Below are 23,301 nucleotides of genomic sequence, written 5' to 3'. Positions count from 1 at the left end.
AATAGATAAAAATTTATAATAGTTTTAAAACTAAAATATTTTTTAAAATAGTCGGCTAATATACAAATAAAAAATAAATAGGAAGTAATCCGCTTAAATTCAACGTCGATTTTACAGTAAAGTGTTATTAAAAATTCGCATCCGGATACTCCAAAAAAAATTGATTGAAACAAAAAAAAGAACAGAAATTTAATTTCTGTTCTTTTTAGTAAAATGCAAAATGAATACAAAATGCGTTGTAGCGAAGACGGGAATTGAACCCGTGACCTCAGGGTTATGAATCCTGCGCTCTAACCGACTGAGCTACCTCGCCTTGTTTTAAGGTGGTGCAAATATAAAAAATAATTGCGACTTATAAAACAGTTTATTTTAGATTTAAAAATTTAATTAAATCGCCCACATGTTCAGGTTTCGCGATGATTTTATTATTTTTATCCAATACAAAGTAGGTCGGTGTGGCGTGTACATTATATTTTTCGGCGTAAGAACTGTTCCAGCCACGAATTTCTGCATCATTGATCCAGGGTAGATCTTTAATACGGTTCTCATATTTTTCCTTGTCGGCGTCTGTAGATAATCCAATAACCTGAATATTTTGCGCTTTAAGCTGTGCATATTTTTCAATTATTTTAGGAATTTCTTCTTCACAATGCGAACAGGTTGATGCCCAAAATAAAATAACTTTTTTATCTGCTTTTACATCGTATATAGATTTTGCAGTAGTATTGAAAGCATTTGTAAAAGTATAATTTTGAAATGTTGCACCCATTTCTACGTTTTTATTGGTTGAGATTGTTCCTGCCAATCGATCATTAATTGTACATTTCAAACTTGTTGCTTCTGCAAGATATTTTTTCTTCAGATCCTCCATCTCATACGTGTCAAAAATTTCTATAAATTCTGACAAAACGGTCTGTCCGCGCGCTGTCTCGATATTAAGGTTACTTAGTAATTTATCAATAGAACCTGAAACTGTCGCTTTTGGAGCATTGTTTAAATATGAAATAAGAATAGGTTTTAGCAGAGAAGAAGACTCAAGCATTTCACTGGATCCGGAAATAAAATTGACAACATCGTCTTCAGTATTTGCCTTTGAAGTTGCATCCTGAACCAAAAATCTTTTGTAGTTGGAATTGTAATAGGATATGAATGGATGACTTGCCGCATCATAAGACATGTTTTGAGAAAGTCTTTCAATTTCCTGATTCATCGCAGTTTTAAAAGGAGAACCAGTTGTGTAATATTCATTCATTTGATACAATGCTGGTAAAATCACTTCTTTTTTTCTTAAAACATCCTGTACTTCATTCATTATTCTATTAGAATCGTCTTTGTATTCGATGTCCGAGATTTTGTTAGCTTTCATTTTAAAACCAACGTTCACATCTTTATTTTCTGATATTAAATTGATTGAGTTATTTCCCTGTGGAATGTAAACGCGCATCATTCCCATGTAAGAAGCAGGAACTTTAAACATCCATCCACTTGAATTTTTAACAGCTTTTGAAGAAAGTACATCTTTAGAACCATTTAATGTATAAAGATAAGCTTCGTCACCATTTTTCAAATCAGAAGAAGTGAGCGATACCGTGAATTGCGCATGAGCAACTGAAATCGCTGATATTGCAAGGCATAAAATGAATTTTTTCATGTTGCAAATATAAAAAATCCCGCAATAATTATTGCGAGATTATAAGTTAAAAATATAATAAAGATTAGGCTTTATTTAGTTTCAATTTTTTGTAAAAAAATCCTATTAATATAACAGCAACGGCGAACAGTGCTATTTGGTACATATCAATTGGTGTTGCCGGTGCTCCCGGACCTACACCTCTTCCAGTTGGATCAGGTGGTGGTAACTGCTGAGCGTTAACCAAATTTAGCAAAGCGCTAAAAACAAATAATATAAAAGATGCGGTTATATGTTTTAGATTTTTTTTCATAATAGTTTTCTTTGTGTAATTAATAGTACTTATTATCTGATAATTTTTGCCACAGCCTTCACTCCGCTTTCGGAAACTGCCGTCACAATATATGCTCTGTTATCTTTGCTAAGCGGGATAGTAAAATCCTGATTTGCAGGGACATTTTTCTTAAGCATTATTAATTTACCACTCAGATCATAAACTTGGATATCTGCTTTCTTCCAAGTAGAATCAAATCTTACAATATAATTATCAATCGACTGATTATATACAATTACTGTTCGTGACGGTTTTGCTTCAGCATTACCTGTAGCTAAAACTGCGTCTGGCTTACCATAAAACAAATTATATTGACTTCCATTCACAGGAATTACAGAATCCTGTGATGCCTCTGAAATATTACCGCTCGCGTCTTTGTAGTAAAATCCAGTTCCAGTAGATAATACCTTAACACCAGCATCTACTAATTGAGCATTTTCTCTTATTTCAAATTTTAGACTTTTAATTGCAGGACTGTATAAATCCATTTCTAAAGGCTTGCCTTTGAAATCCTGCTCATTTGCTTCATTGATATATAACCAATATTGACTTGCATAGTTTGTATCAACGCCACCATCTACGGCTTTTTCTTCAAAGGTTCCTATGACGTTATCTTTTCCAGCAGTTGCTTGTGTACTAACTTCCGGATTAAAACCACTTACACCATTAGGATAAACCACAAAGTAAGTTCTTCCCATTTCATTTCCATCAGCATCCAAAGCAATTACACCTAATTGTTTTATTGTACTTCCACTATTGCTGCGGTTCGCATTTTTCGCCCCGGTTACCGAAATTGGACCGGTAAACGATGTGCGGGCAGCGAAAGCAAATCTTCGTAAATTCGCAAACGGAAAATCGTAAGATGCAGCACCATTTGAACGTTTTATCGTAAAAGACTGTAATGGCTTAATTACAAGTTTATCAACATCACCTGAAGGGGCTAAACCTGAAGTAAATGTTACAAAGTTTGGTGAAACATCAGCAGAACCGGTTGTCGTATTAAAAGTAACATTATTAATACTTGGCTGAATAATAATGCCAACAAGACCTGGAATGTTTACGCCGTCTCCATTAGCTTCACTAATACCAATTTGAGATAAATCTAGATTTGTAAAATATGGATTAGCCAACTGATACATATCTTTACCGTAGTTACTTGTTGTATTATTCCACGCAGGTGTTACAAAAGGATCCGAAACATAACTGTTATACTTTTCATTATAAATATTTCTTGCTACTCCATTTACACCAAAATTTATTCCAGCTCCAGCGCCGTTCAAAGTAACTGTGACAGGATCGGCAAATGGTTTTCCGACGATGGTTTTATTAGCAGTTGTAATATCAAGACCAGTGCCACCTAAAATATAATATCTCGTGGCATCAGCGGCAGTTGTAACTGTGGCAGTACTTAAATTTCTGGATAAAACTTTAGGATTGTCCCAATAAAGGATCTCGTTTCCTGAATACCTTGTATTGTTAAAAGTTTTTCCAAGCTCTGAAGTTAAATCAGATAATGTTTTACCAATAAAAGGTAAACCAATTTGTTGGTAAGCACCGTGTTTTACTTCTTTAAATTGCTTGCTTACCAATCCTGTATTTAAATTAGCCTGTGAAAAGCCATTAATATATAGTTGTCCATAATTTGTGGCAGTGGTATAAACAAGATTAAATTTAGAACTTGCCGGCGTTACTGTTTCAAATTTATCATTTGTAACATCATTCGCGACAAGCATTATGTTTCCGCTGTTATCAATTGTGCCCCCTGTATCGACTTTAAGACCACCACCATTGTAAACCAATGTATTTCGCGGTGACCGTCACTATCGCGGCATTTCCGACATATGTAAGTTGTGCGTGGGCAGTGAGACCAAAGAAGATCGCTCCTGCAGTTAGTAGATTTTTTTTCATCGGTATATGTGTTTTTGTAATAAATAATTATTTTAGTATAAATACCTATTAGAGTACAAAAGTAAAAAAAAATTTAAAATCTACAAAATTATCGCCCTATTTTTTTAGAAAATAGCCTATATCTGTTAAATTGTTAATTTTTTATCAATACTGTCGATATCAAACATGTAATCCTCTAATAATTTTTCAGTCGTCCCACGCAGTCCGCGTGCACCCAAACCTTTCTCTAAGGTATCTTCAACTATTTTTGATATACTGTCTTTTGAGAAATTTAGATTTATTCCATCCATTTTAAATAATTCCACATACTGATTTACAATAGAGTTTTTAGGCTCCGTCATTATGCGCATCATAGTTTCTTTAGACAATTTGTCCAAATAAGTGATGATCGGAAAACGCCCTAAAAGTTCAGGTATTAAACCAAAGGTTTTAAGATCGATCGCATTTAACTGGCTCAAAATATATTCTTCTTCATCAATTTTATTTAATTTATCTGCACTAAAACCAATTACTTGTTTGTTTAATCGTCGTTCGATTATATCCTTAATTCCATCAAAAGCACCACCTGCTATAAATAAAATATTCTGCGTATTAACCTGGATATATTTTTGATCAGGATGTTTTCTTCCCCCTTGTGGCGGTACATTCACGATACTTCCTTCCAGTAATTTCAATAAACCCTGTTGCACGCCTTCACCGGAAACGTCGCGTGTCAAACTTGGATTATCAGATTTTCTCGCGATTTTATCAATTTCATCAATAAAGACAATTCCTTTTTCCGCTTTTTCTACGTCAAAGTCCGCAACCATTAAAAGTCTGGACAAAATACTTTCCACATCTTCTCCTACATAACCGGCTTCCGTTAAAATTGTCGCATCAACGATACAAAAAGGAACATTTAATTCTCTCGCAATTGTTTTTGCTAAAAGCGTTTTCCCCGTACCGGTTTCCCCGATCATAATTATGTTGGATTTCTCAATCTCAACTTCCCGATTTTCATCTTTCGCATGCAACAACCTTTTATAATGATTATAAACTGCGATCGACATTTGCTTTTTTGCCTGTTCCTGCCCGATGACATATTGATCTAAAAACTTTACGATTTCCCGCGGCTTTTTTAATTCTTCCATGCTTTCCGCTGCAGAAAATTTTGCTTTTTCTCCGCCTTCTTTTACGATAACGTGCGCCTGTTCGATGCAGTTTTCGCAGATATAACCTTCTTGACCAGAAATGAGCATTTGTACTTCATTTCTTTTTCTTCCGCAAAAAGAACATTGGTTTGAGTTCATATTTTTATCTAAATTAAAAAATTAGCCTTTCGACTAATTCTTATGAGTTTTTAATTAAATTTTGTGTGTCTTTAAATTCTTCGTCAGAAAATTTTAACCGATCATTTTGAAAATTCATATCATCCATTTTATTTAAAGGAATCAAATGAATGTGAGCGTGAGGCACTTCTAAACCGACAACGGCGAGCCCTACTCTTTTACAGGAAATTACTTTCTCAATTTTTTTTGCCACTGTTTGAGCAAAACCAAACAAGTCTTTAAATTCTTCAGTTCCGATATCAAAAATTTTATCCATCGCCTTTTTTGGAATGACCAAAGTGTGACCTTCTACCAAAGGCGAAACGTCTAAAAATGCCAAAAAATTTTCATTCTCAGCAATTTTATATGCAGGAATTTCTCCGTTAATGATTTTTGTAAAAATCGTTTCCATCGCTTTTTTTAAATAGTAATATTTAAAATCTCAAAAGACAATTTATTTCCATTAGGTAAAACAATTTCTGCCGTTTCACCAATTTTTTTATTTAATAAACCTTTTGCAATTGGCGTGCTTACAGAGATTTTTCCAGTTTTAAGATCGCTTTCATTATCGGGAACTAAAGTAAATTTTTGTTCTTTTTTAGTATCCAGATTCATTAAAGTCACCGTCGTAAGCATTGACACTTTTGAAGTATCAAGATTGGTCTCATCAATAATTTTTGCTTCTGCTAAAATATTTTTGATCTTAGAAATACGCATTTCCAGCATTCCTTGCGCTTCTTTCGCTGCATCATATTCGGCATTTTCAGAAAGATCGCCTTTGTCGCGCGCTTCTGCAATTTGCTGTGTGATTTTTGGTCTTTCAATGGTTTCCAATTGTTCCAATTCGGTTTTCATTCTGTCGAAACCTTCTTGTGTTACATAATTTGCCATTTCATTTTATTTAAAATTTATATAAAAAAATAATCCGACATTTGCCGGACAATATCTTCTTTTGATTTGTAGTTTACAAAGATATAAATTTATTTTAATGAAAACGCTTTTAGCAAAGTCGGATAATAAAAAGGAAGATCAGCGCTAACCTATTTTAGATAAAAAAAATACAAATGAAAAAAAAGACATCTAACTTTCTATATTTTACAATTTTAATTTTCAGCAGTTTCTTAGTTATAAATTCCTGTGGAAACAGACAGGAAACTGTTAGTTGTTTCCCCAATTCTCCAATTAATGTCACTTTAAATTTAAGTTTACCATTAAACCAAAATCTTCAAAATACTGGCAGTTTTATTTACGTAAATGAGCAAAGCAGCGGAACGCGCGGTATAATCGTCGTCCGAACTACAAATGGTTTTAAAGCCTACGACAGAAATGCGCCGCACATTTGTCCGGATGCAAACACGACGTTGGAAGTACAAAATACCACAAAAATTGTCTGTCCAAAAGATGGCGCGACCTGGATTTTAATTACTGGCGAACCAATTACTATTTCTCAGGTTCCACCAAAAACTTATCCCACGAATTACGATTCTTCTACAAATATTTTGACTATTTATAATTAAATCTGTTTAATGAAAATAGTTATTCAAAGAGTTTCTTCAGCGAAAGTTGAAGTTGATCATAAAATTGTTGGTGAAATTTCCAAAGGATTGCTTTTATTAATTGGTGTCGATGAAAATGATTCAAAAGAAGATGCAGATTGGCTAATAAAAAAAGTTTTAGACCTCAGAATTTTTAGTGATGAAGACGGGAAAATGAACCTGTCGGTAAAAGATATTTCCGGTGAAATTCTTTGCATCAGCCAGTTTACTTTAATTGCAGATTATAAAAAAGGAAATCGTCCTTCGTTTATAAAAGCCGCAAAACCCGAATTGGCTTTAGATTTATTTAATTATTTTAAAACCGAAATTGCAAAATCTACTTTAAAAATTGAAAGTGGAATTTTCGCTGCAGATATGAAAGTTTTTCTTGTAAATGATGGACCTGTTACATTGGTTTTTGATAGTAAAACGAAGAATTAAAATTATTCACCACAAAGTCACAAAGATTTATTTTAAATTTTAAACACGAAGGACATAAAGTGTTAAAAAATATATTTCTAAAAATTTGTGCCCTTTGTGAAGTTTTGCAATAAATGCAGTAAAAAACCTTTGTGACTTTGTGGTTAATTTTTTTCTTTAAATTAGTGCAAAATTTATAAATGAAATATTCTATTCTTTTCTTTTCTTTTCTCATTTCTTCAAATTATTTTTCCCAAAAAATAATTTCCTACGCCAATCCGATGACGGGAACGAAAAATATGGGGCACACTTTTCCCGGCGCAACCGCACCTTTCGGAATGGTTCAACTTTCCCCGGAAACCGATCAGCAACCTTATGTAAAAGATGGAAAATACAATCCCGAAACATACCATTATTGCGCAGGTTATCAATATGAAGATTCCACAATTTTTGGATTTTCTCACACACATCTAAGTGGAACCGGACATTCAGATCTTGGGGATTTTTTAATAATGCCGACCGTCGGAAAATTAAATTTAGAACCAGGCGACAAAAAAATCCCAAAAAGTGGTTTTCATTCCCAGTTTTCTCATTCTACAGAAAAAGCAGAACCTGGATTTTACAGCGTTATGCTCGATGATTATAATATTAAAGCAGAATTAACCGCTACAGAACGCGTTGGTTTTCACAAATACACTTTTCCAAAATCAACAGATTCACATATCATTTTAGATTTAATGTCTAATATTTACAATTACGACGGCAAAAATGTCTGGACTTTTGTCCGTGTGGAAAATGATTCAACGGTTGTTGGTTATCGCGAAACGACTGGCTGGGCAAGAACTAAAAAAGTATTTTTCGCCATGAAATTTTCAAAACCATTTAAATCTTACGGCAGGAAACGCTATGAAAAAGTAGACTACAATGGCTTTTACAGAAAATTTAACGAAAACGAAAATTTCCCTGAAATTGCTGGACGTCAAATTCGCGCCTATTTTAATTTTGATACCAAAGAAAATGAAAGCATTGAAGTAAAATTTGCTTTATCAAACACTTCGACTGATGGTGCTATGAAAAACCTTCAAGCAGAAGTTCCAAACTGGAATTTTGACCAAATTAAAAAACAAACGCAGGATAAATGGGAAAAAGAATTGTCAAGAATTCAGGTTGAAAGTTTAAATGAAAACGACAAAAAAGTATTTTATACGTCGATGTATCACACAATGATGTCGCCGTCTATTTACGAAGATGTCGATGGGAAATATTTGGGTTTAGATCAAAATATTCATCAATCAGACGGTTTCACGAATTACACCATTTTTTCACTTTGGGACACTTATCGCGCGCTGCATCCGCTTTACAATATTTTTCAGCCAAAAAGAAATAATGATTTTGTGCATTCTATGATGGCGCATTATGAGCAAAGTGTGCATCACGCGCTGCCGATCTGGAGTTTATATGCAAATGAAGATTGGTGCATGACAGGCTACCATTCAGTTTCCGTAATTGCAGATGCGATCATGAAAGGAAATACAGATATTAATATTAATGAAGCCTTGACAGCGATGCAATCTTCTTCAAATTTAAAATATTATGACGGCATTGATTCTTATTTAAAATACGGTTTTGTTCCGGAAGATTTAAGCAACGCTTCAGTTTCAAAGACTTTAGAATATGCTTACGACGATTGGACGATTGCTCAAGTTGCTAAGAAAGCCGAAAATACTGCGATAGAAAATGAATATTTAAAACGCAGCGAAAATTATAAAAACGTTTACGATTCTACAAGTGGCTACATGCGACCAAAATTATCCGACGGCACTTTTAAAAAAGAATTTGATCCGATGGATAGTGAAGGACAAGGTTTTATTGAAGGAAATGCTTTTAATTACGGACTTTACGTTCCCCAAAATGTGCCAAAAATGATTGAAATAATGGGCGGAAAAGATAAATTTTCCAAGCATTTAGACAGTATTTTCACGACGCCAATTCCGGATAAATATATTGAAAGAAATGAAGACATCACGCGCGACGGTATTATCGGAAATTATATTCACGGAAATGAACCCGGACATCATATTCCGTACCTCTATAACTGGACAAACGACCCGTGGAAAACACAGGAAAAAGTACGTTTAATTTTAAATAAAATGTACCACGATGGACCAGCAGGACTTTGCGGAAATGACGATGCCGGACAAATGAGCGCTTGGTACATTTTCTCAGCGATGGGATTTTATTCTGTTTTGCCGGGCTCAAATGATTATGCTTTGGGAAGTCCGCTTGTGAAATCTGCGGTTATTAATTTAGAAAATGGAAAGAAATTTACCATTAAAACTGAAAATCAATCAGCAGAAAATGTCTTTGTGAAAAAAGTAACTTTAAATGGAAAAGAAATTAAAGACCATACTTTGCATTACCAGGATATTATTGACGGCGGAACTTTGGTTTTTTATATGAGTAAAAAGCATAATTAGTTTTAAATGTTTTTACTGTCATTCTAAAAGAAACAAAGTGAAGTGAAGAGTCTCTAATTTTTTTCCGAGATTCTTCCTTCCTCAGAATGACAATCACACAATTACACACAAAAAATCCATCACAAAACTGCGATGGATTTTAAATAAATTGTAAAAATTCTACTTTTTAACTTCCGTAGTATCCGGAAATCTTTGCTGCGTAAATTCTCTTGAGATCGCTGCTTTTTCAAATTTAATTTTTCCCGCCATTGTCTCTATCACAACGCCGTCTTCCATTACCTGCGCAATTCTTCCCTGAATTCCGGAAGTCATTACCACTCGGGAACCTACTTTTATAGTTTCCTGAAAAGTTTTTTCACTTTTTTGTTTCTTCATTTGCGGACGGATCATCAGGAAATAAAATCCCACGAACATCACGCCCATCATTAGTAAAGTTGGTGTCATAGAACCTTCGCCACCGCCAAATTGCAATATTGTTGCTATCATTTTTTTAATTTTTTATTTAATATCTGCCGTGAAATTCAAAGTAATAGGCGCTTTTGCTGTATTTGCAAAAACATCTGCCGTTTTATGAACCACACCGTCAAAAGCTTCTGATTCAAATTTTAAAGTAATATTTCCTTTTTGTCCTGGTAAGATCGGGTCTTTTGTGAATTCCGGTATTGTGCAACCACAACCTGGTTTTACTTCAGAGATGATCAGCGGATTCGTGCCTGTATTTGTAATTTCATAAGTATGACTTTTCACATCACCCTTTTTTATAACACCAAAATCGAAATTGTCTTCAGAAATCGCAACGGTTGTCAGCGGCTTAGACTGTGCTTCTTTTATAGAAGTTTCGTTCGGATTCACAGGTCCGGCTGTCATGGTGTCAATTTTAATTTGATCGGCAGGCTCACTTTTTTTATTACATGATTGAAATGAAAATAATGCTAAACTGCTAATTGCTAATAATTTAAAAGTTGTATTCATTTATATATATTTTTTTAGGTTAAATGCTTTCGCCTCTCAAGCCTTGTTATTTTACAAAGTTTTTAGTGGCGATTTCTTAACTAAACTCTGTTTTTATCTTTAATATATTTATCTAAGATTCCATTTACGAATATATTGGATTTTTCTGTAGAAAACACCTTTGAAATCTCAATATATTCATTCATTATCACGGCAGAAGGCGTGAACGGGAAATAATCCATCTCAGTAATCGCTGCGATAATAATTATTTTGTCAATTAAAGAAATCCTTTCCAAGTCCCAGTTTTGCAAGCGTTCCTTCACTTTTTCCTCACTTTCCTTTAAATGATTTACAGCATATTTCAATAAATTTCTCGCGAAATCTATATCTTCATCATTTTTAAACATTTTAATTAAAGTATGACTGCTAACATCAGGTTTTAAAAATCCAACCGTTTTTTGGATCATTGAATTGGCGATGTGAAGATCATCTGCCCAGCTCAATTCTTTTTCCTCTAAATGGTCATGGAAATCCTGATTTTCAGCAATATATCTCAAAAATAATTTTCCTATAAATTTTTGATCATCTTCGAAAGAATAGGTGTCTTCTTCCAGCATAAAATCCTGATACCGTTTTCCTGCTTTTATCCTTTGGAAAGTGTGAACCAGCAAACTGTCATAAAGATCCCATTTTAATTCTAAATGCTTGGAAGTGAATGATAAACGTTCGGTATTTTCTTCTAACTGAAGCAAAACTTTATTGTTAATAAATTTTTGGTTCGGGTTGATCGTAGATTCCGTTTTAATGAATTTATTTTTGCTGATCTCAATTTGCTGTTCTGCAACATGTTTTAAACCAACTAAAAAATTAAGCTCATAAATGTACAAATGATAAATTTTATCTATTTGTGAAATCATATTTTTCTCAAGAATATCAGCTCCTATCGGATTTTGATAATAAGAATAGAGTGTTTCCACTACTTTTTCGCGAATTTGTCTTCTGCCTAACATTCAAAGAACTTTTTTGTGGCGCAAAGGTAATAATAAAATTTGTAATTTTGCCCTTCAATGAAAGCGCTAAAAACACTCAATCCCTACTTCTGGAAACACAAGCTTCTGCTTTTCTACGGCTTTATATTTATTATTTTAAGTAATTTTTTTAATATTTATAAGGTTCCGTTTATCGGCGATTCTGTTAACCAAATTGCAGAATACAAAGGCTCTGGTTTCAATCCTAAAATCTTAGTTAATGTAGGAATTATTATCGGGTCTTCACTTCTGACAGGATTTTTCACTTTTATGATGCGCCAAACGATTATCGTCGCTTCGCGTAGAATTGAGTACGAACTGAAAAATAAAATTTACAGCCATTACCAGGAAATTTCCATCACAGATTATAAAAAAACGACAATCGGAGATCTTCTAAATCGTCTCAGCGAAGATGTTGTCGCGATCAGAATGTATCTTGGTCCGGGCGTAATGTACGTGGCTAATTTAATTGTATTGGTTTCCATCACAACATTTTATATGTTGAAAACGGATGTTTGCATGACTTTGTGGACATTAATTCCGTTGCCAATTTTATCTTTTTTAATTTATCGCGTAAGTTCCGTTATCAGTAGAAAATCAAAAATTACGCAAAAAAGCCAGTCGGCGATCTCAACTTTTGTGACGGACAGTTTCTCCGGAATTCGGGTTGTGAAGTTTTTCGCAAAAGAAAAATTTATAGAGAAAAATTACAGCGATAAAGTCCGCGATTATCAGGATAAATCACTAGATCTTGCAAAAACCGAAGCCTATTTTTTTACAATTATTACTTTCGTTATCGGTTTGCTAAATGTCGCCATTCTTTTCATTGGAGGACAAAAATACATTTCGGGACAAATGAATGTCGGCACAATTGCAGAGTTTTTTACTTATATTAATATTTTAATATTTCCTTTCTCAATGCTCGGTTGGGTCACTTCAATCAATCAGAGAGCCGACGCATCCATGTCTCGGGTCAATGAATTTTTAGATATGAAATCTGAAATCGTCAATAAAAGTTCTGAAATCTCTATGATCACAGGTGATATTGAATTTAAAAATGTTTCCTACACTTATCCAAACACAGGCATTAAAGCTTTGGACAATCTTTCATTTAAAATAGAAGCCGGAAAATCCCTCGCCATTATGGGAAAAACCGGAAGTGGAAAATCAACAATTGCCTTACTTTTAAGCCGCTTGCTGGATCCCGACGAAGGTGAAATACTGATCGACGGCAAAAACCTGAAAGACCATAATCTAAAAAACTATAGAAATTATATTGGCATTATTCCGCAGGAAAGTTATTTATTTTCGGACACTATCGAGAATAATATTGGTTTTGCACTTGAAAAACCTTCTCACAAACTGGTTGAGGAAGCTGCAAAAATTGCTGACGTTCATAATAATATTCAGGGTTTTAAAAATAAATACGAAACAATGGTCGGCGAACGTGGCGTCATGCTTTCAGGAGGGCAAAAACAGCGGATTTGTATCGCACGAGCATTAATAAAACAACCCAAAATTTTAATTTTTGATGACTCGCTTTCTGCTTTGGATACAGAAACTGAAGAAAATATCCTGAAAAATATTGACGAAAAGATCAACAATACCACCAATATAATCATTACGCATAGAGAAAGCAGTGCAATAAGAGCCGATAAAGTATTACACCTAACGCCTTTAAATGAGCTTGAACTCGCTAAATAAGCTTATCAACATTTTAATTAACAAATTTTAAGAAAATAATTTAAAATTAAAAGAATTCTTTTATATTTGTTACAACAACATTTCAAATAAAGTGTAAAATGAGTGATTATAAGGAGAGAAACGAAAATGAGATTTTCACCAAAGTTTTAAAAGCCGGCCGCAGAACCTATTTTTTTGATGTTCGCGAAACAAAAGCGGGAGATTATTATCTTACCATCACAGAAAGCAAAAAAAGTTTTCACGACAATGGCGAAGCAAGTTTTGAAAAACACAAAATTTACCTTTACAAAGAAGATTTCAAGCAGTTTGGAGAAATGTTCACTGAGGCCTCAGATTTCATAATCGACAACAAAGGCGAAGATGTCATCTCAGAGCGCCACGACAAAGATTTCAAGGCAAAAACCTTCACCATAGATTCGGAAGACGAACTTTAGAAAACAAAAGCATTTAATTTATTAGATGCTTTTTTTATGGGCGGACAATTCGCGCTATCCGCTGTATCTTTTTTGGCGCTCGCTGCGCTCGCGCCAAAAAAGGATGCCGCTTCTATCACGGCCGCAGATTTTCGCTGATTGAAAAGTTTTTTTTTGATTGAAAAATTTCCATACAAACTTTACTTACATTTGAAAGTTAGCAGAAACTTTAAAAAAAAACCAATGAGAAAAATTTTACTTTTATTATTAATAATTCCTTCACTATTTTTTAGTCAAAAAAATTTCGAGTATAAAACGGATTTTAATAAAATTCTCAAAGAAACTAAGGATAAAAAATCAGAATTATATTATCCAAATTTATTAGATAGATATAACAAAGTAGATTCCACTTTAACGGGAAAAGAAATATTATCGATGCTAATCGCTTTTACTGCTGATAAAAATTATAAGCCTTATAAAGATATAGACTTTGGTAGAAATCTTTATAAGTTGAATGAAGATAAAAAATACGACGAAGTCATAAAATCCGGACAAACATTTTTAATTAAGCATCCTTTTGATTTAAAAACAAACTTTGAAGTAGCATATTCTTATCATAAATTAGGTAAGCAAAAACAGGCTGACAATTATATGCTCAAAGGAATTCAAATCTTTAAGGCGATGAGCTATAGCGGAGATGGTTTAACAATCGAAAATCCAATGTTTACGTTAAATCCTTCAGATGGACAGGATTTTATTTTAAAATCTTTGAGCGGAAATCTTGGTACAATGGGTTCAGGAAGAGACAAAGATGAAAATTTTACAGATATTCTTGAAGCAAAATTTGAAAATGGAACTGTTCAAACTTTTTATTTTATAATCCAACATGCAGTTAAAAAAATGTTTGAATAATAAATTTTCCCATTTCGTGGATTTATAATTACTTACCAAAAATTTTAAATAAAAACAAAAAAAGTGTCCCGAAATATCGGAACACTTTTTCTTTGGGTGGATGACCGGGTTCGAACCGGCGACCTTCGGTACCACAAACCGACATTCTAACCAACTGAACTACAACCACCGTTTTTCAGAAGTGCAAATATAAGACTTTCTCTAAAATTAACAAACAATTCCGTCAAAATTTTTGAAAGCCAATAACTTTTCCGTTGTGAAGCCCTCAGCGAATTCTACCCCAGAAAGTCTTCCCAAATCCTGCGCACGGTAAGTCAAACTTTCGAGGAAATCTTTGGTCGCAATTGGCGTAACTGGTTCTGTACTTTTCGGATCGTAAAACTGAGTTTTATAAGCCAAACAGGCTTCAATTTTTTTATCCATAAAAGCCGAAATATCATAAACAAAATCCGGCGTGATATCTTTCCACTGAATGTAATGAAAGATCTGTTTTGGGCGCCAAACTTCCTGAGAATTTCCGTCTAATTCTGTTTCGATCTTTTTTAAACCTGCAAGAAAACACGCATCAGAAACCAGTTTTGCTGCTTTTGCATGATCCGGATGACGGTCAAGAATTGCATTTGCAAATAAAATTTCCGGTTGGTATTTCCGGATCATTTTTACGATCTGCATTTGATATTCCTGAGAATTATTAAGAAAACCATCATTCATTCCAAGATTTTCGCGGTAAGAAATTCCTAAAATTTCACTTGCATTTTTGGCTTCTTCGGCGCGAGTTTCGTCCGTGCCTCTAGTTCCGAGTTCGCCACGCGTCAAATCTACAATTGCGACTTTTTTTCCTTCAGAAATTAATTTGGCAAGCGTTCCGCCACAACCTAATTCTACATCATCCGGATGTGCGCCGATGGCTAAAAAATCTACTTTCATTTTTTAAAATTAAAAACTGTGAAAAATTTCACAGATTGATTAGTGCAAAAATAGGTAAAGTAAAATAGTTTATGAATTGACTTTAGATAAAATTAGTATTCATTTAAGATAAAAATAAAACGTGAAAATCCTTAATCTTCTGAATTTATCTGTCGCATTTTAGAAATAAGACTTTTCACAATAAGAATGAAAGTCACAAACTGTAAGAACAAGAGCATCGCAAAAAGATAAAAATTATAAAAAATCCCAGCAAGTTTTAAATAGGAAAAAAATAACAGTATAATTGATAAAAATATAAAAATGAGCGCCAGTATTTTTGTACTCTTAATTTTTAATAATAGATAATTCATTGTTTTTTTATGATATTTTTAAAAAAAATCCACTCAAAAAGATTAAATGGATGCAAAGACGAAGAATTCAATTCTTTATTTTTGTTCAGCAAGTATATAATAACCCATAAATAAAGTAGAATCTGTTTTGGAATATTCTTTCATTAATGCGATTTTATTTTTTTCTCCAATCCAAATATAGATTGGTAAATCATTGTAAACCGATTTATCGAAAGTATTTGAATATATCTCGGAAATATTTGCAGTATTAACGGGTGAAAATTTTGGACTTCCAAATTTATTTACTGTGTAATTATATAAATAAACCTTATCATTTTCATTTATAGTATTGGTATTTGCTGAATTGTTATAATTAATATTTTCCCAATAAATTAAAAAGTTCTACAAAACCAATCTTGTTCTGCAGACCATTATAAGTTCCTAAAGTATTATAATTTAACGAATTTGCATAGCCAATTGCAGTTTCAGATTTTTTAAAATCATTCCAATTTATATTTAGAAAATCGTTGTTATCAGTTATATTGATATCTACTTTATCTTCAAAAATCACTTTTCCATCTTCATAACCAAAAAATTTTGTTTGTTGATTTCCTGCATTATAAAAATTATGAGCCCAGGATAATTTCAAACTATTTCCATTTTCTGTCTTTTCAAATACTCTTAGACTGCCCATCTCGCCTGGAATTTTAAATATGATAGAATCAAAATTATTCCTTAGATAATTTACTAAATCTGGCTCGTCTGTTTTTACGCCAATAGAAAATTGTACGTTTTCAAATATGTTTGCCTGGCTTTTGTCTACTTTTATTTTTAGGTTAAATTCTTTTTTTTTTGGAACTTCTTCACCGACAATATTATCGCGATTTGAGCACGAAAAAAGAGAGAGTACTAAAAATAATAGAATAATATAATTTGTTTTCATTGAATTTTTTTAAAAAAGGTTTTGCTAAAATTTATTTATATTTAAAAAAAATCCACTCAAAATATTGAATGGATTTAAATATATAATGTTTCGCTTGTGGCAATTCCTGCAGAGCGAAGAATTGCAAAATTAATGTGCTGCGTGAGAATCAGAGTCGTGGTGCAAATACGGACCATGACCTTTCGGATTATTATAAATTACTTCATAACCTTCTTTTTCATAAAGTTTTTTGAATCGTACTTCTTCCGGATCAAACGCTTTTGATTTTCCAAAATATTCCCAAAGACCTTGTGTCAACCAAAGTGGAAGAACAAAACCAAAGAACATAAATATGCACCAAAACCCCACAAGCATCATTCCTAAAAAGAAACAAAAACCAAGGAACTGGTAAAAAGGCCAAAAAGCAGATAACATAATCATCGTAATAGATTTTAGGCAAAAATAAACTATTTTTTTCTTAAAGCAAAGATTTTGAGGTTGATTTTTCCCGCTTAAAGTTAAATTATTAGATTATCTTTAATAACTAAATAAAGAGTAAAAATCTTTAAAAATAAAGACGGGAAATAAATCTCCCGCCTTTTTCATCATTTGTGTTCTCCTAAAATTTAGGAACGACAAATCTAATAATATAGATTGACATCTTTTGTCAACCAGATTTTATATTCTGAATGAATTGTTGGAAACCAATATTTTATCTTCAGAGTAGATTTCCAGAACCTCTTTAAACTTATTTGTAACCATTGTTCTTAAAATTTCCGGTTTTATTACTTTTGCATTGCTCATCCACTGAAAAATCCATCCTACAAGTTCCCTATTGATACCACATGTCATGGAAAATAAAAGGTTTCTACTTTCTAATGTTTTAAATTTTTGAGTTGGATGCCAAAATAAATTTTTGATGAAAGTACCGGTTTTGACGGTAAATTCTATTTCAATATTGTAAATATCGTTTGTCATATTTTCCGTCACACCGAAACGCCGCATAAGATGATCATCCATTTGATTTAAAAGCGTATTGCGGTCAAACATATTATTGGTGAGTTTGTAATCTTTGATCTGCTCTAAACCTACGATCACGAATTTATGATTGTATTTTATAAAGCCCACCAAATGCACAACTCCGCGGTGATACATGATCTGAAGGGGCAGAATGGTACACGGAAAAACTATATCATCACCAAGTGAGGTGTAATCAAATTCAAATTCGCAAATCTCAAGCTCGCGATTGTTTTGAATACACCAAATGCACTGGTCTAAAATTTTAAGGTAAATATCCTTGAAATTAACCTCATAAAAATGACTGCTTACAATTTGTCTTTCAGCATGTCCAGAGAAATCTTCAAAACGACTCTTACTATGGGTTTCATAAAGTAATTTTTCAATTTTGTCCATTGTGGTTTTGCGGGAAGTCAAAACCGGTAAAGTCATAAAGTTTTTAAATAGAAGGTAGCTGTAAATATCAAATTCATTTAAAGAATCATCGCTCGTATTATACTCAATCTTCCAGATCTTTTTGTTCTTTTCCCCGGTTTTTACAACTAATCTTTCGTTTTGAAGAGTCAATGCGTTTTCAAGTTCATTCAGATCTCTGTAAAGTGTGCGCCGGGAAATATTAAAATCATTCTTTTCAGCCAACTGAGTCATCGTGTCAATTGAAACCGGACCGGTTTTCAATAAACTGTAAATTTTAAGTAAACGTTGGGATCTTTGTGACATTTGGTCAAAAATAGATAAATAAAAATTAACTGTCTTAAAATACGGCAAAATACTTAAGATTTTGCTAAAACTGTTGAGTTTTATCATTTTGACATAATTTTAGAAAAGCGTAAATTCGTAATTGAAATTTTTCAGCACTTTTATTGGTTGAAAAATAGAAATAAATCTGAAATTTAGCCCTGATTGAAGCGACATCCTTTTTGTCCGCTGCGGCGGATAAAAAGATATAGCGGAAAGCAGGACAGATTTAAAAAGAAACAAAAATCTTCTTGCTCCTAAAAAAATAAAATAAAAAACTATGGATTTCAGAATAGAAAAAGACACGATGGGCGACGTACAAGTGCCTGCGGACAAATTTTGGGGCGCGCAAACCGAGCGTTCCAGAAACAATTTCAAAATTGGACCTGAAGCGTCTATGCCAAAAGAAATTATCGAAGCCTTTGCGTATTTGAAAAAAGCAGCGGCTTTTACGAATGCAGAATTAGGAGTTTTATCAAGTGAAAAACGTGATGCGATTTCTAAAGTTTGTGATGAAATTTTGGAAGGAAAATTGGCGGATCAATTTCCACTTGTGATTTGGCAAACTGGTTCTGGAACTCAATCTAACATGAATGTGAATGAAGTGATCTCTAACAGATCTCACGTTAATTCTGGTGGAAAATTAGGTGAAAAAGCGGAAGTTCATCCGAATGATGATGTGAATAAATCGCAATCTTCTAACGATACTTTTCCCACGGCGATGCATATTGCAGCGTACAAAAAAGTGGTTGAAACCACGATTCCTGCGGTTGAAAAACTGAGAGATACTTTAAAAAGTAAATCTGAAGAATTTTCTACCATCGTGAAAATCGGAAGAACGCATCTAATGGATGCGACGCCAATTACTTTGGGACAGGAATTTTCCGGTTACGTGGCGCAATTAAATTATGCTTTGAAAGCGATAAAAAATACTTTGGAACATTTGCAGGAACTCGCTTTGGGCGGAACTGCTGTAGGAACTGGCTTAAACACACCAAAAGGTTACGATGTTTTGGTGGCGAAATATATCGCAGAATTTACCAATTTGCCTTTCGTCACTGCGCCGAATAAATACGAAGCGCTTGCAGCGCACGACGCAATTGTGGAAACGCACGGCGCGCTAAAACAATTAGCGGTTTCTTTGTATAAAATTGCGCAGGATATTCGTTTACTTGCTTCCGGACCACGTTCTGGAATTGGTGAAATTCATATTCCGGAAAATGAACCGGGTTCTTCAATTATGCCCGGAAAAGTAAATCCGACGCAGAATGAGGCTTTGACAATGGTTTGCGCGCAGGTTTTAGGAAATGATGTGACGATTTCTTTTGCAGGGACGCAGGGAAATTACGAACTGAATGTTTTTAAACCCGTGATGGCTGCAAATTTTTTACAGTCGGCGCAACTTTTGGGCGATGCGTGTATTTCTTTTAACGACCATTGCGCCGTTGGAATTGAACCAAATTTACCGAGAATTAAAGAATTGGTTGATAAGTCTTTGATGCTCGTAACTGCTTTAAATACGCATATCGGTTACGAAAATGCCGCAAAAATCGCAAAAACAGCGCATAAAAACGGAACGACTTTAAAAGAAGAAGCCGTAAATCTTGGACTTTTAACGGCGGAACAATTTGATGAATGGGTGAAACCGGAAGATATGGTGGGTGGATTGAAGTAGGATTTGGTTGTCAGTTGTCGGTTGTCGGTTGTCGGTTGTCGGTTGTCGGTTGTCGGTTGTCGGTTGTCGGTTGTCGGTTGTCGGAAATTATAAAAATGAAAAGCGGATTAAAAATTTTTAATCCGCTTTTTTATTTTCATTTAAATATTCATCCGTAAAATGTTTCTTGATTTTTGGCTTGGAAAATTTTTCAGAATTATATGTTTGTGAATTTCCTTTTGGAATAGAAAGTGATATCCATTTTTCATCTAAGAAAATCTTGCCAAGTAAAACAATTTGCCCAACATGATAAGAATAATGAGCCAACTGACGATTTATTGCCTCAATTACGGTGTGACCTTGATTTCTAATAAATATTTCAGTTTCAAAATCTGTGACAGTTAAAGGCGTAATCGCATTCAATAAACAATCCCAACCTTCATTCCATTTTTTTAAAAGATCAGTTTCATTTTGTATTCTATTTTCAAATTCATTATCTCTATTTCGCCAATCTTTTTCTCCGTCTGTTGTTAAAAAATCTGACCAGCGAGAAAGCATATTTCCATTAAGATGATTTACAATTATTGCAATACTATTGGTTTCCTTATTTAATTCTAAAAACAAATGTTCTTCCGACAATTGGGAAAACGTTTTATCACCAAGCATTTTATAATATTCAAATTGCTTAATAGAACTTTCTAAAAAATTTTTAATCATTTTTAAAAGTTATTAATTATCGTCTTAATTTATTTCTACCACAGATTCCGCAAAGAAATCTTCAAGTTCTTTCAAAGTTTCCGGGTTTGTTTTGATGTCTTTTACAATTTCGCCTTTGTTTAAAACGACAATTCTGTTGCTCACTTCCGTTGTGTGCGCCAAATCGTGGCTGGAAATTAGAAACGTAACTTGTGAATCTTGTGACCATTTTCTAATTAAATTTTTAAGTTTAATTTGTGTGGAAGGATCGAGGTTGGCGAAAGGTTCATCTAAAATTATGATTTCCGGTTTGCCAATTAATGCGCCAACAACACCTACTTTTTTCTGATTTCCTTTGGAAAGATCACGAACGTATTTTCCGGCGTTGATGATTTCACCATTAAAAAAATCTGAAAATTGCTTTAAAAAATCATCAACCGAGGCTTTGTTTTGTCCGCGAAGTTCGCCGATGAAATAAAAATATTCTTCCGGCGTGAGATAACCAATTAAAAATGATTCATCTACGAACGCAGAAACTTTGGTTTTCCAGTTTTCAGATTTAGCAACGTTTTCATTGTCAATTAAAATCTCCCCGGAACTTGCCTGAATTAAATCTAAAAGCACAGAAAAAAGCGTTGTTTTTCCCGCGCCGTTATTTCCGACCAAACCGAAACTTTCGCCTTTTGGAATTTCCAGGTTTTGAATGTTTAAAACTTTTTTATCGCCGTAAACTTTTGAAATATTATTTATTGTAATCATGGTTTTAATTTTTTATTTTTTTCACGCAAAGGCGCAAAGATTTTCGCAAAGAGGGCCAAGATTTTTAATGGTCTCTAAATAAATCTTTTTACTTTTTACTTTTTACTTTTTACTTTTTACTTTTTACTTTTTACTTTTTTAATCTAATTTTTTAAAGGCAGACAAAGTGGAATATTTTTCAGTTTTGTAGGTTTTTACAATGATGTCGAAAATTTTATCTCTTAATAAAAATCCAATAAAACCTAGAAACGCGATTGCAAGAACAGCGGCAGTTAAACCAAAGAAATATTTAACGCCCATAAAAACACCGATCGGAACTATAAATTGGGGAATCAATAAGATGAAATTTTTAATGCTAAAATTATTTTGCCCGTTTGAAAAACCTTTTGCAGCAGAGTTCAAATCGACCGGTCTTTTGTTAAAAGCACCTGCAAACAAAGTAACATAAGCGTTTACACCTAAATTGTAAAGTCCGGCAGCGAAAATGGCAGAGTAATATTCCCAACCTTTTAAGAAACCATAACCGGTTGCAAGAACCATAGAAATTAAAGTTGCAATGACAACCAGCCACCATTTTGCTTTTAAATATTCTTTGTAAGGCACATTTTGGGTCATCATTAAAGAATAATACGAACTGTCCCACGCGGGAACTTTTTGTCCAAAAACAATCATAAAACCTCCTGTTATAAATATGCCCGGAAAAATTGGTGGAAATTTGAAACTATTACCAGTCATGAAGAAGAAGCCATAAAATAGGAAGAAAATTCCGCTGATTGCTGCGCCTCTTGCGGCTTTACTGCGTTTTATTAATTTAAGATCATTGTTTAAAAACGTTCCAACCGCACCAAATTGATTTAAAAAAGCGATATTCTCAGTTTTACCAACTGCTTTTTTAACTTCCAAACCTTTATCTAAATACAGATTGCTTTTGATAAATCTAAAAACTAAAACGCTGAACGATATCGCTAAAAATAAAGGAATCAAAAACAACAAATGGTTTTTATAAAATGTGAAAAAGAAAAGCTGTGAAAACGCAAAAACATCGATAATTTTTAAATAATGCAAGGCTGCAACGCCAATCAACACGGCGAAAAGCCCATACATCAAACCATCAATTTTATTGATCATCACGTTAATAAAAGTATTGATGACGATAAAAGAAACGGAAGCTAAAACCAAACTAAAAATGGAAATTAGGGGAAAAGAGCCGTTATGAATTAATAGCGCTACAAATGGAATAAAAAACAATAAAAATGCCCAACTAAAGAATGAAGTCAATATTTTCACCATCGTGTAACGCGTGATGATATTTTTACTGATATTCTGCGTTAATAATGGTTTTATATTATTTGTCGGCAATTGTTGCCAGATAAATTTTAGCACCAGATCCAGCGCCCAATAAGCAATAAAATATTTAGAAAACATTACAATTGGATCTTCTTTAGCTGCCAAAGAACCAAAATAAAGTCCAAATGCAGCACCGATAATGATTGCGGAGAAATAAAGTAATAAAAAAATGGTGCCGATTTTTAATGCAATTCCCGCCGCAAAACGAGGACTGCGAAAAAAACTTTTGATTTCAAGATTAATTAATTTTTTAAACATAGCAGATAGTTTAAATAATTAGTTAAGAAATGTTA

General features: G+C 33.4%; 23 protein-coding genes and 2 tRNA genes. 7 read left to right on the top strand and 18 right to left on the bottom strand.

What is annotated here, in order from left to right; translation table 11 throughout:
• Positions 1 to 239: 239 nt before the first annotated feature.
• The 7 genes from BM238_RS11350 to greA all read right to left on the bottom strand — a co-directional run bounded on the left by BM238_RS11350 (position 240) and on the right by greA (position 6,070).
• Positions 240 to 313 (bottom strand) — tRNA-Met (locus BM238_RS11350).
• Between the two features lie 51 nt (positions 314 to 364).
• A complete protein-coding gene (locus tag BM238_RS11345) occupies positions 365 to 1,651 on the bottom strand; it encodes a TlpA family protein disulfide reductase (protein WP_090080982.1) in 1,287 nt (428 codons plus the stop codon).
• A 64-nt stretch (positions 1,652 to 1,715) separates the two neighbouring features.
• Complete coding sequence (locus BM238_RS11340) at positions 1,716 to 1,943, bottom strand: hypothetical protein (protein WP_090080980.1); 228 nt, start codon at positions 1,941 to 1,943, stop codon at positions 1,716 to 1,718.
• 32 nt (positions 1,944 to 1,975) lie between these two features.
• The gene (locus tag BM238_RS11335) at positions 1,976 to 3,763 is read right to left on the bottom strand and encodes a T9SS type A sorting domain-containing protein (protein WP_090080977.1); all 1,788 of its coding nucleotides are present in this window, start codon (positions 3,761 to 3,763) and stop codon (positions 1,976 to 1,978) included.
• 234 nt (positions 3,764 to 3,997) lie between these two features.
• Complete coding sequence (clpX, locus tag BM238_RS11330) at positions 3,998 to 5,161, bottom strand: ATP-dependent Clp protease ATP-binding subunit ClpX (RefSeq protein WP_090080974.1); 1,164 nt, start codon at positions 5,159 to 5,161, stop codon at positions 3,998 to 4,000.
• Between the two features lie 40 nt (positions 5,162 to 5,201).
• Positions 5,202 to 5,591 (bottom strand): HIT family protein, encoded by a 390-nt coding sequence (locus BM238_RS11325; protein ID WP_090080972.1) that lies wholly within the window; start codon positions 5,589 to 5,591, stop codon positions 5,202 to 5,204.
• Between the two features lie 8 nt (positions 5,592 to 5,599).
• Positions 5,600 to 6,070: a transcription elongation factor GreA gene (gene greA, locus BM238_RS11320; RefSeq protein WP_090080971.1), complete on the bottom strand. Its 471-nt coding sequence runs from the start codon at positions 6,068 to 6,070 to the stop codon at positions 5,600 to 5,602.
• A 173-nt stretch (positions 6,071 to 6,243) separates the two neighbouring features.
• On the opposite strand from greA, the gene BM238_RS11315 reads away from it, so the two are divergent.
• The 3 genes from BM238_RS11315 to BM238_RS11300 all read left to right on the top strand — a co-directional run bounded on the left by BM238_RS11315 (position 6,244) and on the right by BM238_RS11300 (position 9,611).
• Positions 6,244 to 6,696, top strand: coding sequence for a Rieske (2Fe-2S) protein (locus tag BM238_RS11315; protein WP_090080969.1), 453 nt, complete (start codon positions 6,244 to 6,246; stop codon positions 6,694 to 6,696).
• 9 nt (positions 6,697 to 6,705) lie between these two features.
• Positions 6,706 to 7,155, top strand: a complete 450-nt coding sequence (gene dtd / locus BM238_RS11310; RefSeq protein ID WP_090080966.1) for a D-aminoacyl-tRNA deacylase — start codon at positions 6,706 to 6,708, stop codon at positions 7,153 to 7,155.
• Positions 7,156 to 7,334: 179 nt separating this feature from the next.
• On the top strand, positions 7,335 to 9,611 hold the full coding sequence (locus BM238_RS11300) for a GH92 family glycosyl hydrolase (RefSeq protein WP_090080960.1): 2,277 nt from the start codon (positions 7,335 to 7,337) through the stop codon (positions 9,609 to 9,611).
• 159 nt (positions 9,612 to 9,770) lie between these two features.
• Here the strand turns inward: BM238_RS11300 and yajC are convergent, their stop codons facing one another.
• From yajC to nusB, 3 genes are all read right to left on the bottom strand, one after another.
• A complete protein-coding gene (gene yajC / locus BM238_RS11295; RefSeq protein WP_090080956.1) occupies positions 9,771 to 10,097 on the bottom strand; it encodes a preprotein translocase subunit YajC in 327 nt (108 codons plus the stop codon).
• 12 nt (positions 10,098 to 10,109) lie between these two features.
• Positions 10,110 to 10,583 (bottom strand): DUF1573 domain-containing protein, encoded by a 474-nt coding sequence (locus BM238_RS11290; RefSeq protein ID WP_090080952.1) that lies wholly within the window; start codon positions 10,581 to 10,583, stop codon positions 10,110 to 10,112.
• A gap of 80 nt (positions 10,584 to 10,663) precedes the next feature.
• Positions 10,664 to 11,572: a transcription antitermination factor NusB gene (nusB, locus tag BM238_RS11285; protein WP_090080950.1), complete on the bottom strand. Its 909-nt coding sequence runs from the start codon at positions 11,570 to 11,572 to the stop codon at positions 10,664 to 10,666.
• A 57-nt stretch (positions 11,573 to 11,629) separates the two neighbouring features.
• Between nusB and BM238_RS11280 the strand changes: the two genes are divergently transcribed.
• The 3 genes from BM238_RS11280 to BM238_RS11265 all read left to right on the top strand — a co-directional run bounded on the left by BM238_RS11280 (position 11,630) and on the right by BM238_RS11265 (position 14,619).
• Positions 11,630 to 13,294, top strand: coding sequence for an ABC transporter ATP-binding protein (locus BM238_RS11280; RefSeq protein ID WP_090080947.1), 1,665 nt, complete (start codon positions 11,630 to 11,632; stop codon positions 13,292 to 13,294).
• 98 nt (positions 13,295 to 13,392) lie between these two features.
• Entirely contained in the window at positions 13,393 to 13,728 is a 336-nt protein-coding gene (locus tag BM238_RS11275) for a DUF3276 family protein (RefSeq protein ID WP_090080943.1), read from the top strand.
• A gap of 222 nt (positions 13,729 to 13,950) precedes the next feature.
• Positions 13,951 to 14,619, top strand: a complete 669-nt coding sequence (locus tag BM238_RS11265; RefSeq protein ID WP_143093383.1) for a DUF4919 domain-containing protein — start codon at positions 13,951 to 13,953, stop codon at positions 14,617 to 14,619.
• Between the two features lie 95 nt (positions 14,620 to 14,714).
• On the opposite strand, the gene BM238_RS11260 is transcribed toward BM238_RS11265, so the two are convergent.
• The 5 genes from BM238_RS11260 to BM238_RS11240 all read right to left on the bottom strand — a co-directional run bounded on the left by BM238_RS11260 (position 14,715) and on the right by BM238_RS11240 (position 18,621).
• Positions 14,715 to 14,788 (bottom strand) — tRNA-His (locus BM238_RS11260).
• A gap of 38 nt (positions 14,789 to 14,826) precedes the next feature.
• Positions 14,827 to 15,546 (bottom strand): bacillithiol biosynthesis deacetylase BshB1, encoded by a 720-nt coding sequence (gene bshB1, locus BM238_RS11255; RefSeq protein WP_090080935.1) that lies wholly within the window; start codon positions 15,544 to 15,546, stop codon positions 14,827 to 14,829.
• 702 nt (positions 15,547 to 16,248) lie between these two features.
• On the bottom strand, positions 16,249 to 16,818 hold the full coding sequence (locus BM238_RS11250) for a hypothetical protein (protein WP_090080932.1): 570 nt from the start codon (positions 16,816 to 16,818) through the stop codon (positions 16,249 to 16,251).
• Positions 16,819 to 16,947: 129 nt separating this feature from the next.
• The gene (locus BM238_RS11245) at positions 16,948 to 17,238 is read right to left on the bottom strand and encodes a hypothetical protein (protein ID WP_090080928.1); all 291 of its coding nucleotides are present in this window, start codon (positions 17,236 to 17,238) and stop codon (positions 16,948 to 16,950) included.
• A 237-nt stretch (positions 17,239 to 17,475) separates the two neighbouring features.
• Positions 17,476 to 18,621, bottom strand: coding sequence for a helix-turn-helix transcriptional regulator (locus BM238_RS11240; protein WP_090080925.1), 1,146 nt, complete (start codon positions 18,619 to 18,621; stop codon positions 17,476 to 17,478).
• Positions 18,622 to 18,832: 211 nt separating this feature from the next.
• Here BM238_RS11240 and fumC point away from each other — a divergent pair, with 211 nt between their 5' ends.
• On the top strand, positions 18,833 to 20,227 hold the full coding sequence (gene fumC / locus BM238_RS11235) for a class II fumarate hydratase (RefSeq protein WP_090080922.1): 1,395 nt from the start codon (positions 18,833 to 18,835) through the stop codon (positions 20,225 to 20,227).
• A gap of 117 nt (positions 20,228 to 20,344) precedes the next feature.
• Here the strand turns inward: fumC and BM238_RS11225 are convergent, their stop codons facing one another.
• The 3 genes from BM238_RS11225 to BM238_RS11215 form a co-directional block, all read right to left on the bottom strand.
• Entirely contained in the window at positions 20,345 to 20,923 is a 579-nt protein-coding gene (locus BM238_RS11225; RefSeq protein ID WP_090080916.1) for a DUF1572 family protein, read from the bottom strand.
• A gap of 24 nt (positions 20,924 to 20,947) precedes the next feature.
• Complete coding sequence (locus tag BM238_RS11220; RefSeq protein ID WP_090080913.1) at positions 20,948 to 21,661, bottom strand: ABC transporter ATP-binding protein; 714 nt, start codon at positions 21,659 to 21,661, stop codon at positions 20,948 to 20,950.
• A 138-nt stretch (positions 21,662 to 21,799) separates the two neighbouring features.
• Positions 21,800 to 23,266 (bottom strand): DUF5687 family protein, encoded by a 1,467-nt coding sequence (locus BM238_RS11215; protein WP_090080910.1) that lies wholly within the window; start codon positions 23,264 to 23,266, stop codon positions 21,800 to 21,802.
• Between the last annotated feature and the right edge of the window lie 35 nt (positions 23,267 to 23,301).

This window comes from Halpernia frigidisoli, from assembly GCF_900113805.1.
GTDB classification, from domain to species: Bacteria; Bacteroidota; Bacteroidia; order Flavobacteriales; family Weeksellaceae; genus Halpernia; species Halpernia frigidisoli.
The sequence above is the reverse complement of the archived record's forward strand: the minus strand, read 5'-3'. Positions and strand labels throughout refer to the sequence as shown.